Genomic DNA, 17,547 nt, shown 5'->3' with positions numbered 1-17,547 from the left:
TTATGCTAAGTTCTTATAATTTCATCAAATAAAAGGGCTGTTTTAAACCCCAGCTCGGCTAAATATTCAAATTTAAGCCATTCATTTTTATCAATTGTTTTACCTTCCAGTTCACACAAAGTCAGAACACAAAAGGAACGCAATGCTAATAAGGGCAAGACTTTGGCGTGATGCTCATGATAAATATATTGACCATTATTAGACAAATAAGCCTTCATAAAAGCTTTACCCAAAGAAAGTAGTTTATTTTTATCAGATACCTTAGTAAATAAAAATCTCTCTAAAACATAGCCGATTTCAAAAATTGTAGGTAAAAAACTGTGGAGGGTATCTTCAAAATCTAAATACATAATGGCATGATTATGATAGAGAATATTGCCATAATTCAAATCGCCGTGTAATGGTTGAATACAGTTATCTTCTAAAAAAGGGTGATGAATTTTTTTTGCCAGTTTGTGAACAAAGTCGGAATTAGGTCCGAATTGATAGTGTCCATTCACTAATTTTTTCCTGACTTCTTCCAATAATTCAATCCGCCAATTGGTTTTGTTGATAATCTCATCCTGCTTTGGGAGTTGCTTTAACGTTGTGTGGAGCGTGGCGAGTGATGAGCCTAGTTTCGCCATCGAGTTTAAATCAGCTGGAACTCGCTGGCCTTCATTTAAGGGGTAAATGAAAAAATAACTGGCTTTATCTTGTTTTATGATTTTTGAAGCGTAATTAGTGGGCACACCCTGCTCATCCAACCATCTGGCAATATTATTTGCGGCATTGTTTCGCTGGTAGTCCTCTTTATTAATGCGCTTTATGAAGTAATTTTGCTTTGACACTGCATCATCAAATCGGAAAAAATTAGTGCCCGCACCTTCCACGTAAACTCGATACCATTGTCCTAATAAGGGCATGATATCCACTATCGCTGCTTCTTCCCTGTTATTAATTGGAATATATTGAGGCAATCCCGGGGATAAGGATTGCCATGTTGGATTACCTAAATACATAGTTAGTTATGATTTCCTTTGAACCGGCGCATGATATTAATTTACTATGGATATAACGCGCTAACGATGCTAATTCATCATTACACCAGTTCAACATGTTCCCACTTCACAGGCTGATCCGCATCAATTTTTGCTTTGACTTTCATACCAAGCACTAAATCCCATTGCTGAACAGGAATCCCCTTGCAAGGAAATGCAAAGCGAACATTATCAAGTGAAATTGTATCACCTGCATTCAATGACTTCTTAGCCACCACACATTGTCTTTGCGAACTGCCAATGACCCCTTTAATAGGAGTTCTTAAATTTCGCTCAGATTTCCCAAGCGCTACCCAGGAATCATATACTGCTTGAAGTACTTGAGGTAGGTCATCAATGCCCATGGTATGAGAGATATCTTGATCGAGTTCATCTGGGCGAACATGAACGCCTTTTTCGAGGATTGATGCACCCAGCGCAATAGAGATATACAACATTTCGCAGCCGGTGTGATGACAAGATAGTCCTACAGGCAAATTAAAGCATTGTGAATAGGTTTGTAATAACCGAAGGTTATGCGCCTCTGCTGAAGCAGGATGTCCATCCGGACTATGTTGAATCATGATATCTTGGCAACCCGCATCTCTTGCTGTGTTAACAGCATTAAATACTTCCGCAATGGTTGAACGACCTGTATCAATCACTAACGGTAATTTTTTTGAAGCAGCATAGCGAATTAATGGAATATGTACGATATTTGCGGAAGCGATTTTCAGAGCGCAAGCACCGTGTTTTGTTGCAAAATCAACTGCGGTAAAATCATAAACAGATACAATAAAGGGCATCTTTGCCTGATTAAGCATAGTAAATAACTTTTCGTATTCACTGAGAGGCATACATTTGCGCTCAATTAGCTCACGATAGTTTTCCTTTCTTATCTCGCCGGATTTACAGGTATATGTTTCTTCCAAATCACAGGGAAGGCAGATTTCTGGATCATTTAAAATTTCAGTTTTTAAAACGACCGGTTGATGAGGCACCATTTCTTGGGCTTTCAAAATGGTTTCCATCATATTGCGGGCTAATTCATAGTCGCCATTAAAATAACTACCAATTTCAGCAAGAAATATGGGAGGATGCTCTGTCCCGACTTGATAGGGGCCTAACTTCATTTGTCTTTCCATTGTTACCTCAAAGTCTATTAAAGAACGATTTTTATAAGATAGTGATCAACAAGCAATTTTAACCCATTGGTTAACTGCCTATCGTTATTTTCTGTTTTCATTGTCCAAGTTCTAATTTTATCGTCCCGTTGTGGTAAGTCAAAATTAATCTTGAATGGGTGAAAACTTAGTTCCTTGCAACGATTCTGCAAAATCTCTGATAATGTTTCTTGGCTATATATATTCCAACCTTTTTCCCAACTTCCTTTGTTGCCGCTTTTCCACTTACGATGTTTGAGAACACAATCAACACCGAATTCATTTAATGGGGACAAAATATAGATCACCCCATTTTCTCTACAAGCCTTGATTAGGTTGTCTAAAAACAACGGTAATTCGTCTTCATCAAAAATTGACATCACACCAACGGCAGTAACAAAATCAAACTGCCCATATAAGTGCTTTGGCAAATCGAGGGCCGATGCTTTGATAAATGTTTTATTCGGCTGAAGGGTATTACATTGTTCGATTAGGTCATCAAATACATCAATGCCTGTATAGTTATAGGCAGGGTAACGACTTGATAAATAATAAATAAATTCCCCAGTGGCACAACCAATATCTAATAAATTGATATTGCCAATTTTGTTATCATTGGCAATATAACTATCGACAAATTTGAATATCTCTTTGGGATTTTTAGACCATCCTTCATCAATATAGTGCTGAAAATTTTTATAGTTAGCTGGCATGAATCGCTTCTCCTGATGTCTTAGCATGTTGTAATAGAAATTCGCAAAAATTTAAATCGAATTGGCTATCGATATCGATGCTATTTTCTACTTCCATTAAATAGGGGAGACAAGGGGGTTGATAAAATTTTAACTGAGTTAAAAAATCGTTTGTTCGCAGGGCGTAGATCGCTCCATTTTGTCGATACACTACCTCCAATAGTTGCGTGCGCTTTTCGATATCATCGATCGTTGTATAAGGCGTCAAATAGTTTGGGTCTAGTTTTAAATACTTACCAGGATGGTGACTTGCTACACACACACTTAACGTGCTTTTAGCCGAAGACAGCAAAAAATTATCAAGACATTGTTGGATGTGGTTCGCATTTCTTAAAGGAGAGGTGGGCTGCAATAATACGATATACTCTGGATAACCATTGGTTATTAAGTATTGTTCAATAGCATGTTTCACCACAAATTCGTTTGACACAGTATCTGTAGCAAGTGCATCCGGTCTTTTAACAATTTGGACATCATAATCTGCTGCAACACGACAGATTGCATCATCCTCACTGCTCACAATAACATCTGAAATAATAGGTGCCTGAATTGCTGCTTCAATGGTATAAGCTAGTAACGGTTTGTTATTTAACAACCGAATGTTTTTTTTAGGCAATCTTTTGGATCCTCCCCGAGCAGGGATGATTGCTAAAATTTTTGGCTTAGACATAAACAGTCCTATTATTTTTGAATAGTACAGTTATTAAGATAACCATTGGATTTAGATTTTGGGATGCGTTAAAAAATATTATTTTGTTCACATTGAATTATCACTAATCTTTTCACCTACGTCTATAGGTATTTTAAACTTGTGCATAAGTTTACTTGCATCCATAAGCTCTTTAAACCCGTGTTCTTCGATCGCTAAATTATTAGTCTCAAGGTTAAAATTTGCTTTTTTGTGATTAATGTACAATTCAATAGCCCCGGCAATTTCGTTTTCATTTGGCGCATAAATTGCCTTTTTCGCACGAACTTGATTTTGAAAGAGCTCCCTGCCAACTTCACTTAATAAAATTGAGCAGATACCAAATTGGTAGGCTTCTAAAACCGTTGCAGAACTGTGCGTGACATGAACATGCATAACCGGTAGTAAATCATATAAGGCAACTTCCGAAGCAAGTTCTAACTCAAAATCATTGACTCCTTCAGACTGTAACATATGACGAACTTTATTTTTATCATTTAACATGGTTGGATGTAAACGTATCCACCAAACCCAATCTGGGCTGCTTTTTTTCATACACTCAAATAATGCTGAAAATTCCTTAATAGAAAAATAGATAGGTTGTAAAGTTACCAAGATATGTTTCTTATTTTTATAGGCTGGTGTTTGCAGTTTTGAATTTAATTCCTGACTTTGCTCATCACTACCTTGGTAATGATGCCAATCCCTTAGCCACAAATTTCCACCAATTATCGGTTGATGATATTTCGTTACTTTTTGATTCCACGCTGTAATAACTGCCGCCTCTTCCGCGCTCCAACACCAAAAATAGTTAGGCAAAGCACCATACCCTTCTGCGGGGATTTTAGTCCAATGTCCATAGGCTATATGTGCATCGGACTGGACACCATGTTGGATATCGACGCTAGGGATATCGAGCTCATCACAGGCTACGTTAAAGCCCAGCCCAGGTAGTGAATAGTAGCAAACGGAAAATGCCATGGTTGGTTCAAATTTTTTTAAAAGCTTTTTATAACGATTGGCCGCTGAACGCACATAGAAAATATCACCCACAATGTCCATTAATGAGATAGGCGTTTCGAATATTTTTTGTTTATTGAGAAAGTTAACAAAATGATTTAACTCGGTTAGATTTTTTTTTGACTTCCACCGAAAGGTAAGCAATTTAATAGCTTTAGCTAATTTTGCAAAATCAATATAAGGTTGAATAAAAATACTTTTTGATTTTCTAGGCACACAATATTCGTGCATGGGCGTTAGTAAACACGTTTTTAAACCAGATTGATGGCAGCGATCCATGATAGGATCGCAGTATTTATCGACATAACCTTGCTTCGTTGGAAAAAACGAAACACCATCACTTAGGAAAACAATATCCGCTTTTGTTCGCAGTGAGTCATTTTTATTGTTATCTTTAACCAATGCATGAAAATAGTTTTTTAAATCCTCAAAAATAGATGCCAATGATTTCCTTGCCTGGCCATCCCTTAAACCATTTTCAAGGTAGAGCGTTTTAAAAAACAAGCGAATTCTGATAATAGGCCATACATGAATATCCATTAACTTTATATCGTCAACGGCTATTGGACTTTCCGATTCAATTTGTTTAATCCATTCTATCATTTCGGAAGATTGCATCGTTTTCCTCGTCTACGTTAGATGTAGATAGTAATTTTATTACTTAGGCTAAGCCCTTATCAGGGATAGAATATCAAAACCTCAAAAAAGCATGTAATATGTCTAATCCCTTTTGACCACTTTTTTCCGGATGAAATTGACAACCCCATATGTGCCCTGAGGCGATAACAGCTGAAATCCGGCTGTCATCATAATAACAATCAGCAAGCCGATGGCGGACATCCTTTGGCCATGCCGTAAAAGAATGCACAAAATACATGGGCGATTTCGCTTTGGTATCTTCTAAAATGGTGTCCTTCCAGGGTACATCGTTATTTACAATATCAATTTCATTCCAGCCGATATGGGGAATTTTATGAATACCATGATCGGTTTCTTTCGGGATAGGCAGCACTTCCCCTGGGATCAAATCCAAACCTTGGTATATGCCAAATTCGTGACTATTTGTTAACAGCATCTGCATGCCTAAGCATATACCCAGTAAAGGATTACCTGTTTTGGCATAAGAAATAATAGATTCATCCAAGTTTTTATCCTTGAGCGCCTGCATCCCATCGGCAAACGCACCTACTCCAGGCAGTACTAATGAATTTGCTCTTACCACTTCTTCAGGGTCATCGGTGAATTTAACTTCAGCGCCACAATGAGTAAAAGCCTCTTTAACACTGAACATGTTGCAAACACCATAATCAATTACTGTCACTATTGGCTTCATAAATGTCTCACATGTAAATCATGGTCTAGGGCTGCTTGCCTGATATCTTGCAAGGGCATTCTATTATAATGCAAGACATCAGCCATCGCGACTGCATCTGCTTTACCATCTTTAGCCACGTCCACAAAATCTGAAATTTTACCCATGCCGCCACTTGCGATGACAGGAATTGTGACGGACTCCGAAACTGCTTTCACTAATTCAATATCAAATCCTTTTCGTGTGCCTTCTTGATCAACGGATGTTAATAGAATTTCCCCAGCCCCTAATCCTTCTGCTTTTTTTGCCCAATCAATGACATTAAGCCCTGTATGCTCTCGACCATTATCCGTAAATGCCTCCCATCCAAATTGGGCCGAACGCTTGGCTTCAATTGATAAAACCATGCATTGAGAGCCATACTTTTTAGCTATTTCGGATATCAAATCTGGTCTTCGCACTGCTGCCGTGTTAATAGCAACTTTATCGGCACCCGATCGCAAAATTTTTTTTACATCATCAACCGTTCTGATACCACCACCGACCGTAATGGGGATAAATACATTTTTGACGGTTTTAGCTAAAACATCTTCCAAACTATTACGCTCATATAAACTCGCGACGATATCCATATAAATTAATTCATCAGCGCCCGCTTCATAGTAACGAATGGCGTATTCACTGGGATCTCCTATGACTCTAAGGCCCTCAAGATGTATGCCTTTGATCAAATTGGGTGCTTTAATGTCTAATCTTGGGATTAATCGTAAATTACTCATATCAAACCTATACAAACCAATAATCTGTTTAAGATGCCTGGTTAATAAAAAACCTCATCAAATTCATTTTGTGCTTTTTTAAAATCGTTATGCTGTCCAATATCAAGCCAATACTCTCGTATTGGGAAAGTCTGAACGCACTCATCATTTTGTTTTAACGTTTCGAATAACGTGGTCATGTCATAACGGCAATTTTTCGGAATATAATCTAAAGCTGTCGGTTCTAGGGCGTAAATACCCGCATTAACCAAAAATTTATGAGATGGCTTTTCTTGTATCTCTTTCATGGAAAACTGGTCATCTAACGTAATCACACCATATGGCACTTTATAGTCATACTGACGAACACACATGGTCGCTTTCGAGTTATGCTTTCGGTGATAATTAAAAAGCTCTTTCACATTAACTTTCGATAAAATATCACCATTCATAACCAAAATCGGTTTTTTGGTCTCAACATCTAAGAGACTTAACGCCCCAGCAGTACCCATGGGCTCTGATTCTTTCAAATAATCAATTTTTACATCCCACTTTGAGCCATCCCCAAAATGATTCTGAATAATGTCTGCTTTGTAATTAACTGAAAAAAAGAAGTGCTTGATATTATAATCTTTTAAGTTACAAAGAATCGTTTCCAAGATTGGCTTGCCACCTATTTCAAGCATTGGCTTCGGGCAATCATTTGTCAATGGCTTTAGACGAGTGCCTAATCCCCCAACCATGATGACAGCAATATTTTCATCTTCAGCATCACTCCACATATCATAGACATAGTCCAAATCAACAACGATTCCATTTTCATCAACTACGGGAATTTGCCTTAAATGATGCTGTCTCATCAAGTGAAGAACTTTTTCTCTTTCTTCATTAGGACTGACTACAATGGGATTTTTGTTCATCACAAGGCTAAGGGGCATCTCTAAATCGAGGCCTTTGAGAATCGCTCGTCGGATATCACCATCAGTAATAGTTCCTAATAAATGATTTTGCTCATCAACTACTAATATTATTTGATAGATACTACTATCCAGAACGCTAATCGCCTCTCGGATAGATTTATCTGCGCTTATTATTGTTTTTTTCCAATCACTCACAAGACATTACCTCCTTCCCAGGAACGCCCATAACATATGCGCCTTCCGAGCAATCCTTAGTCATTACAGCACCTGCAGCTAATGTTGACCCTGAACCAATATTTATACCCTGTATCAAAGTTGCACCTGTTCCAATATGTACTTGGCGTCCCACTGAAACATTTCCTGAAAGCGTAACACCCGGGGCAATATGTGTATGTTCACCAATCACACAATCATGATCAATCGATGCGCGTGTATTTATAATGACATTATCGCCAATTGTCACCCCTGGCTGAATAATCACTCCTGCCATAATTTGAACACCTTCGCCAATATGTGTATTTTTCGCCACGATTGCACTGGGATGGATAATAGTAACAAATTTATAACCTTTTTGCTTGAGGCTTTTAAAAATATCTGTACGCTTTGAATAGGGCTTCAACGATCCTAATCCATTGACTAATGCAACCTCACTTGGCTTGAAATTGTCTAGCAATTTATCGCTTCCAAGAATAGGGACGCCATGCACTTCTTTTAAAGTCTCAGAATTATCCAAAACACCTAAAATTGGCATATTAAGGAGATGGATAGCTTCCAACAGAACTTTAGCATGACCGCCACCTCCTATTACAACAATGGGATTCAACATAGTGCTGTTATCACTTCATCTTCTTCAAAATTCTTATCAGCCACTTTACCAAGTAGATCCCAGTATAATATTGGCGATAAGCCTGATTCTGGTCGCTTTACATCTAAATTCTCTGGGGTAAATATTTCACCTTTCGTAATTTTTTTTGTAGCAATAATGCTTCGTCTGGCGATACCTTTATTTTTTAGTTCCGATTGTGTTGGCTTTTTAATACTCGACCCTTTCGCCATTTCAACATCTCGAATATTTTTTACCATTTCCTTTAATTCATTTGGCTCAAGTGAAGCTTTGTGATCAGGGCCATCCATATTTCTATCGAGGGTAAAATGTTTTTCGATCATCGTTGCACCCATCGCAACAGCTGCGATTGGGATATGAATTCCGGCGGTGTGGTCTGAATAGCCGACTTCCAAATCAAAACATCGGCGCAGTGTTTCCATAACATTCAGGTTAACTTCATTTAAAGGGGCAGGATATTCTGTCGTACAATGAAGCAATGTCACCCTTTCTTTTAACGCCTTTGAACCTTCTTCAGATTGATAAGATAAATGAAAATGAGACATACTCGGCTTTTCAGAGCATTTAGCAATTAACCCATACGCGATAACGCCTAACGCTTGCTCAATTTCAGATAAAGAAGCCATGCCAGTAGAAAGTATGAGGGGCAAGGCTGTTCTTGCCGCTGCAAGCAATAAGGGCGCATTAGTTAAATCACCCGAACTAATTTTTAAGCGCGATATGTTAAATTTTTTGGCTAACGATTCTAGGCTTGCGATATCAAAAGGGGTTGAAAGAAACTCAATTCCTTTTTGCGTCGCATAACTTTTTAGCAACAGTTGCTGATCGACATCAAGCTCTAATTTTTGCAGCATTTCAAACTGGGACTCACTATTTTTAGTGGCTTCAATTTGATAACTCGCTTTCTTGGAGCTAAGCGTTGCTAGTGCCTTTGCTTTAAATAACTGAAATTTAATAGCATCAGCACCTGCTTCTAGAGCAACATCAATTAACGATTTTGCTAATTCCATCGAACCATTATGATTCACACCTGCTTCAGCAATGATATATGTTCTTTTCATAAATTAAAAAATGGTTTAGTTAATAGTGATTTATAATTATCAAAGGATTTTAAGACAGAAACAATAGACTCCGATGCATGACCAGTGCCATAGGGATTTAATGTTTCACTACAATCTAACGCAAACCCTCTCTCCATTGCATGAACGACTGATTGTTCGTCCGGTTCACAATTAATAACAGAATTGGCCTGTAACCTTCCTTTCTGGCGGCTACCAATATTAATTGTTGGGATTTTAAATGATGGCGCCTCATAGAGCCCACTTGAGGAATTTCCCACGACCATATCGACAGTATTCATGACACTTAAATACCGCTCTTGCCCAAGTGATTCAAAAGCCTTCGCATTTTGATGCTCTTTGACAAATGCCTCAATCAGCGGAAATAAACTTCTTCCTTCTAAGTCAGCGTTTGGTTTGGTAATAATAATACCTACGTCTTCACCCAGATGATGTAGTGCAGATAAAAGCTGCGCAAACTGCTTCGATGCTGGAATAAAGTCTAACGTTGAAGGATGAAAGGTTACGAGAATATTTTTTTTCCTGAATAAAAACCCCAACTCTTCTTGAAGATATTCTTTTGCAAGAAATTTCTGATGAAGGATATTATCAATCCCTGTGCTGCCAACATTAAATATATGCTGGGGGTTTTCTCCGAGCTGCTTAACCCGATTGAAGGAACCTTGATTAGTCACAAAGTGTATATGAGACATTTTCGTAATTGCATGTCGAATTGATTCATCCCATGCCCCTTCGGTGATGTCCCCTCCCGCAATATGGGCTAGAGGAATTCTTGCAATCAAGGCGGCTTGTGCTGCAGCTAAGATCTCGAATCGATCGCCAAGTACAACTATCAAATCAGGCTTCAATCGTTGAAATGATTCTGCAAACGATATGACACCGAGGCCTATAGATTTAGAAATACCAACCGATGTGTCACTGGATAGCAACATTTCATTTTTTTCATCAATTGTAAAGCCATCGGCTTCTATTTCTTGATAGGTCATGCCGAATTCAGGAGACAAGTGCATCGCCGTTGCTATAATTTGTAGATGTAATTCGTTGTCTTTAGACACTTTCTCCATCACCGGTTTGAGCAAGCCATACTCAGCCCTTGTTCCAGTTATAAAACAAATCGTCCTTTTAGACATAAGGCTCTCCAATCCAAGCAGAGCTAGGGATATTAATTAATCTTTTAAATAGATCTTCAGCGATACTTAAATCCATTTGAGGACAATCTTTATACATTTCAAGCTTATGCATAGGATCCCAAAACGGACGTGTCATGATACCATTTGCATTCGTTTCTTCCAAAACGGTATCTATCACTGAATCCTTATTAAGGATTAAAGCATTAAACCAGTAATTGCTTTGTGCTTCAAATGGTTCAGTGTAAAATTTGCACTCATCGTTTTCGGAGAAGGCTTCTTGATAAGCCTTAGCAAGTGCTCTTTTGCATTTCAACTTGTATTCAAGCTGCTCTAACTGAGCCAAACCCAACGCCGCATTAATGTTAGGCAATCGATAATTATAGGCAACTGAGTCATGTATAAATCGCCAACTATGAGGTACTTTTGCCGTCGTCGTGAGGTGTCGGACCGTTTTGGCCAACGACTCGTCATTCGTCAGTATTGCACCGCCCCCACCACACGTAACAATTTTGTTTCCATTAAAACTCACCGCGGTGAGTTTTCCCCAGCTTCCGGTATGTTGCGATTGATAGAATGAACCTAACGACTCAGCTGCATCCTCAACAATCGTTATCTGATAAGCTTCACAGAGACGTTGTAAAACATCCATTTTAACCGGGTGGCCAAAGGTATGCATAGGAATGATTGCTTTGATTCTTCGTCCCGTATGTTTGTTATAACAAACACCATCCCCCATTTCAGCAATGTCTTCTAGATAATCTGCCAATTTTTCACAATTCACACCCAGCGTTTCATAATCACTATCGATTAAATGCGGTATAGCTTGGCAATATGCTACAGCATTCGCTGTGGCAACAAAGGTTAAGGTTGGGATAAGTACTTCATCGTCATTTGTAACGCCAATCACTTTCAATGCGATATGTAAAGCTGCTGTACCATTTACGACGGCAACGGCATGTTTAATCGACGTTAACTCGGCTAATTTCTTCTCAAAAGCCCCTACATACTGCCCAACAGACGATACCCAACCGGAATCTAAACATTCTTTGACATAGTCCCATTCATTCCCCATAAATTCGGGCTCATGTAGTGGGATAAAATCACGTTCACAAGGATAAAAATCCTTTAAGGTATGAATAATATGCTTAATTTGTTTAGCGTTCATATATTATACTGATTTGATTTATAATGTTTTAGATTATCTGGATTAGAGAACCAATCGATGGTTTCACTGAGACCTCTTCGAAAGCCCTCAATACCACTATATCTTGGCTCCCATCCTAGTAATCTTTTAGCTTTAGCATTATCAGCCCATAACCGCTCTACTTCACTTTTATCGGGGCGTATCCTTTCATTATCACATTCAATTTCAATGTCTTTATTCATAATATCTGCAATCAGATTCACCGTGTCTTTGATTGATATTTCATAATTGCTGCCAATATTAATGACTTCTCCCAACGATTTATCTGACTCAGCCACTGACTTAAAACCATTAACGGTGTCTGCAACAAAATTAAAATCACGCGTAGGATGAATTGCCCCAAGCTTTATTTTTTCTATATTATTGGCAAGTTGTCCAATGATTGTGGGAATTACTGCTCGGGCTGACTGCCGAGGGCCGTAGGTATTAAAAGGGCGAATAATAGCAACTGGGGTATTAAACGAACGATAAAATGATAATGCCATTTGGTCTGCTCCAATTTTGGACGCAGAATAAGGGGATTGCCCTTGCAATGGATGTTCTTCAGTAATTGGAACGAACTCAGCCGTGCCATACACTTCACTCGTAGAAGTATGAACCACCTTTTCAACCTGCAAATCTTTTGCCGCCTGTAAGATATTGAGGGTGCCTTTTATATTGGTATCCACATAGGTGTCGGGAGAATGATAGGAATAAGGTATGGCTATAAGCGCAGCTAAATGGAGCACCACATCGCATCCTTTCATTGCAGCCTTTACCCCATGTGGGTCTCTAATATCGCCTGCAAAAATTTCAAGTGAATCCAATATATGCTTATTGGCATGATCCAACCAACCCCAAGAGTTAAACGAGTTATACATCACAAACGCTTTTACATCATAGCCATCTTGCACCAACGTTTCAGTTAAGTGCGAACCGATGAATCCATCTGCGCCCGTAACAAGAATTTTTTTATTCGCAAGGTTCATTATCTACTTTTCCTCATTCTCTTGGTCTAACTCGCTACAAATTAGCGTTAATCGATTGAATTTATTTTGATTTTGATAAACAATCTCTTTTGACCCACGCATATCGTTCTCAAGCTCCATTTTATATGCTTAATTCAGTTTGTCCAGCCTATAATGAATAGCGAATATATTTCTTTAGTATTGGCATTAATGAGAAGCTGTTTTTATTTTGATTATCTTATTGAAAATTTAAATCATATTGTAGGCGACAGCTTTCTTTTTAATGCAATCAAGTGATGTGAGTATTTGGATAAGAGCGTACTCGTTTTATAATGGGTGTTATCTTTTGGTGGGAGATCAATGATTTCATCGAGCTCTTGCGGATTGAGTCCCAGTTTTTTTGCAATATAGGCTTTCTTGGGCGAAAGGACCTCATCAACGTAGGGAGGAGTATTCATTATATTTAACGCTTCTTCCCTCGATATTTGATTGGAAATAATAAGGCTGGAAAGGTGTGCGCGACGTTTATCATAACCAAATTTTTTCGGTAAATAATACGATTGAAAAAACTCGGTAAATTTTGACTCAAAGTGCTTCCCTAGATAATCTCTCCACCCCGCACATGCTTGTAAGAGTTTCATAGCTTCCTCTTTATTGTATTCAACATAATCCAGTAAATTGACTAGTTTAATTTTCTTGACTGTTCGGAAATAAGCTTCCCTGACTACCCCCAATTTTGGATAAGATTTTAAGCGGCTCTTTCCAAATGATTGATTGATACTTTTGAGATTAACAAGATCGCGATTCGAATGCCCCCACGCTTTTGGTAATATAAATTCCGTTGCTAGATTACTGCCACTTAAAATATATTTAATGCCGTATTTATTAGCTATTTTAAATAAACTTGCCAGAATCGCATGGTCGGAAGGAACATCCAAATTGGCAACAGATGCCTTGAAATAGGATAATTGCAATGATCGCATTTCTTCCCAATCAATCACAATCGTTTCTAGGTCAAAGGATAATTTTTTCAGCAACCCTTCTATGTTTTTTACAGCAAGCTCTGAATCCCATCCTGTGTCCACATGCAAAACAAGGGGCCTAAGACCATGTTGGTGACACAAATAAGCCACATATGAACTGTCAACCCCGCCACTCATACCAATCAGGCAATCATATTTTTTATTCTTGCCCTCTTTTTTAATTTTATGTATGAGATGATTAACTTCCGATATCGGATTAGAACTTTTCATTTTTTCATCATAAGCCAAGCAATGGCTACATATTCCTTCATGATTAAACGTGATCCCAGGGTCTGAAGTATCCATGATACAACGGGAACAGATTTGATAGTTTGGAGTGAAGTTATGCATAGTTAGGTCTATTAGTGTTTGTTATCATCACAGGATTACCATTTTCAAGGAATGGTTGCGGTCTACAGGATAATATCGTTCTTAATTTAAAGGCAAGAACTTTATCTTGTTTCTCGAAAAGCCATTAGTCACCAGCCATGCTCAAATTTCGATTAATCGAGTAAAATTCTGCGTATAATTATATCGGCCTGTTTTATGGCCTTAATTTTCTAATCTTAGAGAAATAGTGTTATCTTTCCATTCTTTGTTATAAACTGACAAAAGAGCTCTAAACTCCCTTTCCCAATTCAACTCACCCATCACAGCCTTCAGACCATTTTGCCCCATTTGATAGGCTTTCTCCGGATTATTTAGAAGGTATAACATAGCCTGTTTGATTGCTTCTTCATCAAGTGGATCGACCACTAAACCACATTGATAGCGGTTGATGATTTCTTCCCATTCTGGGAAGTTTGCGGCAATCACGGGGATGCCTGCGGCCATGTATTCGAATAATTTGAGGGGGTAGCTTGTCAAGAACGTCGGTGTAGGGTGAAGGACTACCAGTCCGACTTTGCTGTTCGCTAAGTTTGTTAATAGCTGATTAGAGGGCATCCAAGGGATATGTTTGACATATTTATCTGCTTGTAAATATTCACTGATTAACGTTGGCGAGGCATTCCCTATCATGACGAAATTTTTATTGATTTCCTTTGCAGCAGTGGTCATCTGAGTTAAGCCACGGTTTAACGTGATGCTACCGATATAAATAAGGTCAATTTCACGTGCAAGGTATGCTTGATAGGTCGCTGCGGGTAAAATTTGAAACGGGTAGTTTCTCACTAATACTGTTTTATGGGGAGGAAATCGGCGGGCGATGTCGGGGGTGACCGTAATAATCGCATCGCAATATTTCGCCGCAAGGTTTTCCATAAAATTAGCCATTAAAGCAAGCGGTCGTCTTAGCACGGTGGGAATATGGGTTTTTAACAATATGTCTTTCGGCACATCTTCATGAACATCATAAATTACCTTGCGCCCCAAAAGTTTCAAGCATAATCCCGTTAAAATAAGTTCGGGATCATGGAAATGATATAAATCCGCTTTGATTCTGAATGCTGTCCACAATGCTCTGATTTGTTTAACGAGAACTCTATGTAATCTGCCGCGATTTTCCCCTATGGCATGAATGTTTACGCCATCCAGTTCAAAATCCTGTTTTGCTGGCGCTATCAAATGGGTATCGAAATGTTTAGCAAGGCTACAGCATTGTCTAAAAAAAATACGCGCATCTTGTGCATTATGGACGGTGGTAATATGAACAACTTTCTTCTTCATGGTTTGTATATCACCCTAACGAGTGCTGCTTTAGGTAGCAATTTGAAATAACTTAGGTATATACTACCTTACTTCCTATAAAATGTCTTTTTGACAATAACAAAGTTGCAATCATGTGTGGAATAGCAGGCATATATAACTTATCCGGCAGCCCCTTTTCTGGTTTAAACAACACTCGCATGATGGCAAAAAAAATGACTCACCGTGGTCCGAATGGCAGTGGGTATTTCATTGGCTATAAGCAACAGAAAAAGGGACAGTATCTATCTGATTCTGATACAAAATTCGATGACTCCCCCGCTGATCTTTTCCTGGCACACACACGCCTTTCCATTATTGATTTAAGTAATGCCGCCAGCCAACCGATGAGTTGTGACAATCAACGCTATTGGATAACCTATAACGGCGAGTTATTTAATTATCGAGAAATTGCTGCCGAACTTAACCAATTAGGCGTTCACTTTTCAAGTGATAGTGACACGGAAGTGCTACTAAAAGCGTATTGCCACTGGGGCCCAAAAGCGCTTGATAAATTTAATGGTATGTTTGCATTTGCCATTTGGGATGAAAAGGAAAAAACACTATTTTGTGCAAGAGACCGTGTTGGCATTAAACCGTTTTATTACACCATTCAAAATCAAAAGTTTATCTTTGCTTCTGACATCAAAACCATTATCGCATCCAATGAATACCACCCCGAAATTAACATTGAAGGACTGTATCATGCGCTAAGCTATGGGGTTGCACCACGCCCAATGACTTGCTTTCAAGGCATTCAAGCGCTTCCTCAAGGCCATTGGATGTTAATAAAGCCAAATGGTTCTATGCAGCTGCAACGTTATTGGCAAGTCCCTGTTGGCACACAAGATCATTCAATGACTGAGCAACATGCAGCTGAATTATTGGAAGATGTGTTAAAAAAATCCGTTAACCGTATGTTGGTATCCGATGTCCCCTTAGGAACTTTTATGTCGGGTGGGGTTGATTCAACACTCATCAGCGCCATGGCAGCCGAACTTCACCCGGGCATTAAAGCTTTCACCTTAGGCTATGAAGATTATGCCAACGACTATGACGAAATACCCCAAGCAAGGGCAACAGCAGCACTTCATCCCTTAGAACATATCGTTGAAACGATTAAAATGGATTCCATATTGGAAAATATTGACGATAATATACGCAATTATGAGGAGCCTTTTTATTCCCTGTCCCCCAACTACCTTATTTCCAAAATAGTTGCAAAAAATAATTTAACCGTTGTCTTAAATGGCCTTGGCGGCGATGAGTTGTTTGCCGGTTATCGACATTTCCGATGGGCTAATCGAGCGCCAATTTTTAAATTGGCAGCGCCTTTCGCCAAGCCCCTTAAAGGGAAAAAGGAATTTTTTGCCAGGATATCTGAATTCTCCCAAGCCTCATCGCCAGATAAATACCATAGTTTATTATTCACCATCATGTCTGAAAACATGAAACAACAGATGTTTAATTCACCCATCGTGAAAGAGTATAATACGTTTGATACGTTGCATAAGTTGTATGTTGGGGACGGTATTCGCTTTGAAGATTCGATCGAAGCGATGTCGTATATGGACTTGGTTCATTATATTGGCAATCATCATGTCTATCGGGTCGACCAATTTACCATGTTGTTTTCACTAGAAGGTCGATTTCCATTCTTAGATCATGAGGTGATTGAGGCAGCTTTCCGCATCCCATCGAAATTTAAAATAAAGCAAGGTCAGCAAAAATATATTTTAAGAGAAGTGGCGAAAAAATATATTGCCCCCGAATGCTTATCCATGAAGAAGAAAGGTTTCTCCTTACCCATGTCTTTCTGGCTCAAGAATGAACTAGCAAATTACTCGCAGAGTCAATTAAAAAAACTCGCCCATCATCCATTATTTTCTTCACAAGCAGTGAATACTATATGGCCTCGGTTTATGGCTGGCGAGCTCGATAGTCGCCATGTTTGGCAGTTTGTATCCGTACAAGCCTGGTTAGATATGTTTTTTAACTAACCT

16 protein-coding genes are annotated in these 17,547 nt (G+C 38.7%); 1 reads left to right on the top strand and 15 read right to left on the bottom strand.

Annotated elements, in window-relative coordinates; translation table 11 throughout:
- Positions 1–5: 5 nt before the first annotated feature.
- From AB3348_RS07185 to AB3348_RS07115, 15 genes are all read right to left on the bottom strand, one after another.
- Complete coding sequence (locus tag AB3348_RS07185) at positions 6–1,001, bottom strand: phosphotransferase (protein ID WP_367606894.1); 996 nt, start codon at positions 999–1,001, stop codon at positions 6–8.
- 80 nt (positions 1,002–1,081) lie between these two features.
- Positions 1,082–2,152 carry an N-acetylneuraminate synthase family protein gene (locus AB3348_RS07180; RefSeq protein ID WP_367606893.1) on the bottom strand — a complete coding sequence of 357 codons (1,071 nt, stop codon included), beginning with the start codon at positions 2,150–2,152 and terminating at the stop codon, positions 1,082–1,084.
- Positions 2,153–2,181: 29 nt separating this feature from the next.
- Complete coding sequence (locus AB3348_RS07175) at positions 2,182–2,895, bottom strand: class I SAM-dependent methyltransferase (RefSeq protein WP_367606892.1); 714 nt, start codon at positions 2,893–2,895, stop codon at positions 2,182–2,184.
- A complete protein-coding gene (locus AB3348_RS07170; protein WP_367606891.1) occupies positions 2,885–3,604 on the bottom strand; it encodes a hypothetical protein in 720 nt (239 codons plus the stop codon). Before AB3348_RS07170 ends, AB3348_RS07175 begins: the two co-directional genes overlap by 11 nt.
- 87 nt (positions 3,605–3,691) lie before the next feature.
- On the bottom strand, positions 3,692–5,260 hold the full coding sequence (locus tag AB3348_RS07165; RefSeq protein ID WP_367606890.1) for a hypothetical protein: 1,569 nt from the start codon (positions 5,258–5,260) through the stop codon (positions 3,692–3,694).
- Positions 5,261–5,333: 73 nt separating this feature from the next.
- The gene (gene hisH, locus AB3348_RS07160) at positions 5,334–5,975 is read right to left on the bottom strand and encodes an imidazole glycerol phosphate synthase subunit HisH (protein WP_367606889.1); all 642 of its coding nucleotides are present in this window, start codon (positions 5,973–5,975) and stop codon (positions 5,334–5,336) included.
- Positions 5,972–6,733, bottom strand: a complete 762-nt coding sequence (gene hisF / locus AB3348_RS07155) for an imidazole glycerol phosphate synthase subunit HisF (protein WP_367606888.1) — start codon at positions 6,731–6,733, stop codon at positions 5,972–5,974. Before hisF ends, hisH begins: the two co-directional genes overlap by 4 nt.
- A gap of 41 nt (positions 6,734–6,774) precedes the next feature.
- Positions 6,775–7,827, bottom strand: a complete 1,053-nt coding sequence (locus AB3348_RS07150; protein ID WP_367606887.1) for a nucleotidyltransferase family protein — start codon at positions 7,825–7,827, stop codon at positions 6,775–6,777.
- Positions 7,820–8,458 carry an acetyltransferase gene (locus tag AB3348_RS07145; protein ID WP_367606886.1) on the bottom strand — a complete coding sequence of 213 codons (639 nt, stop codon included), beginning with the start codon at positions 8,456–8,458 and terminating at the stop codon, positions 7,820–7,822. The genes AB3348_RS07150 and AB3348_RS07145 overlap by 8 nt, the downstream gene beginning before the upstream one ends.
- Positions 8,452–9,537, bottom strand: a complete 1,086-nt coding sequence (neuB, locus tag AB3348_RS07140) for an N-acetylneuraminate synthase (RefSeq protein WP_367606885.1) — start codon at positions 9,535–9,537, stop codon at positions 8,452–8,454. Before neuB ends, AB3348_RS07145 begins: the two co-directional genes overlap by 7 nt.
- Positions 9,534–10,685, bottom strand: a complete 1,152-nt coding sequence (neuC, locus tag AB3348_RS07135; RefSeq protein ID WP_367606884.1) for a UDP-N-acetylglucosamine 2-epimerase — start codon at positions 10,683–10,685, stop codon at positions 9,534–9,536. Before neuC ends, neuB begins: the two co-directional genes overlap by 4 nt.
- On the bottom strand, positions 10,678–11,850 hold the full coding sequence (locus tag AB3348_RS07130) for a LegC family aminotransferase (RefSeq protein WP_367606883.1): 1,173 nt from the start codon (positions 11,848–11,850) through the stop codon (positions 10,678–10,680). Before AB3348_RS07130 ends, neuC begins: the two co-directional genes overlap by 8 nt.
- Positions 11,847–12,857 (bottom strand): NAD-dependent 4,6-dehydratase LegB, encoded by a 1,011-nt coding sequence (locus tag AB3348_RS07125; RefSeq protein ID WP_367606882.1) that lies wholly within the window; start codon positions 12,855–12,857, stop codon positions 11,847–11,849. The genes AB3348_RS07130 and AB3348_RS07125 overlap by 4 nt, the downstream gene beginning before the upstream one ends.
- A 233-nt stretch (positions 12,858–13,090) precedes the next feature.
- Complete coding sequence (locus AB3348_RS07120) at positions 13,091–14,209, bottom strand: N-acetyl sugar amidotransferase (protein ID WP_367606881.1); 1,119 nt, start codon at positions 14,207–14,209, stop codon at positions 13,091–13,093.
- A 201-nt stretch (positions 14,210–14,410) separates the two neighbouring features.
- Positions 14,411–15,526: a glycosyltransferase family 4 protein gene (locus tag AB3348_RS07115; protein WP_367606880.1), complete on the bottom strand. Its 1,116-nt coding sequence runs from the start codon at positions 15,524–15,526 to the stop codon at positions 14,411–14,413.
- Between the two features lie 113 nt (positions 15,527–15,639).
- Here AB3348_RS07115 and asnB point away from each other — a divergent pair, with 113 nt between their 5' ends.
- A complete protein-coding gene (asnB, locus tag AB3348_RS07110) occupies positions 15,640–17,544 on the top strand; it encodes an asparagine synthase (glutamine-hydrolyzing) (protein WP_367606879.1) in 1,905 nt (634 codons plus the stop codon).
- Positions 17,545–17,547: the final 3 nt, after the last annotated feature.

The organism is Legionella sp. W05-934-2 (genome assembly GCF_964199965.1).
Taxonomy (GTDB): domain Bacteria; phylum Pseudomonadota; class Gammaproteobacteria; order Legionellales; family Legionellaceae; genus JAFIFT01.
The sequence above is the reverse complement of the archived record's forward strand: the minus strand, read 5'-3'. Positions and strand labels throughout refer to the sequence as shown.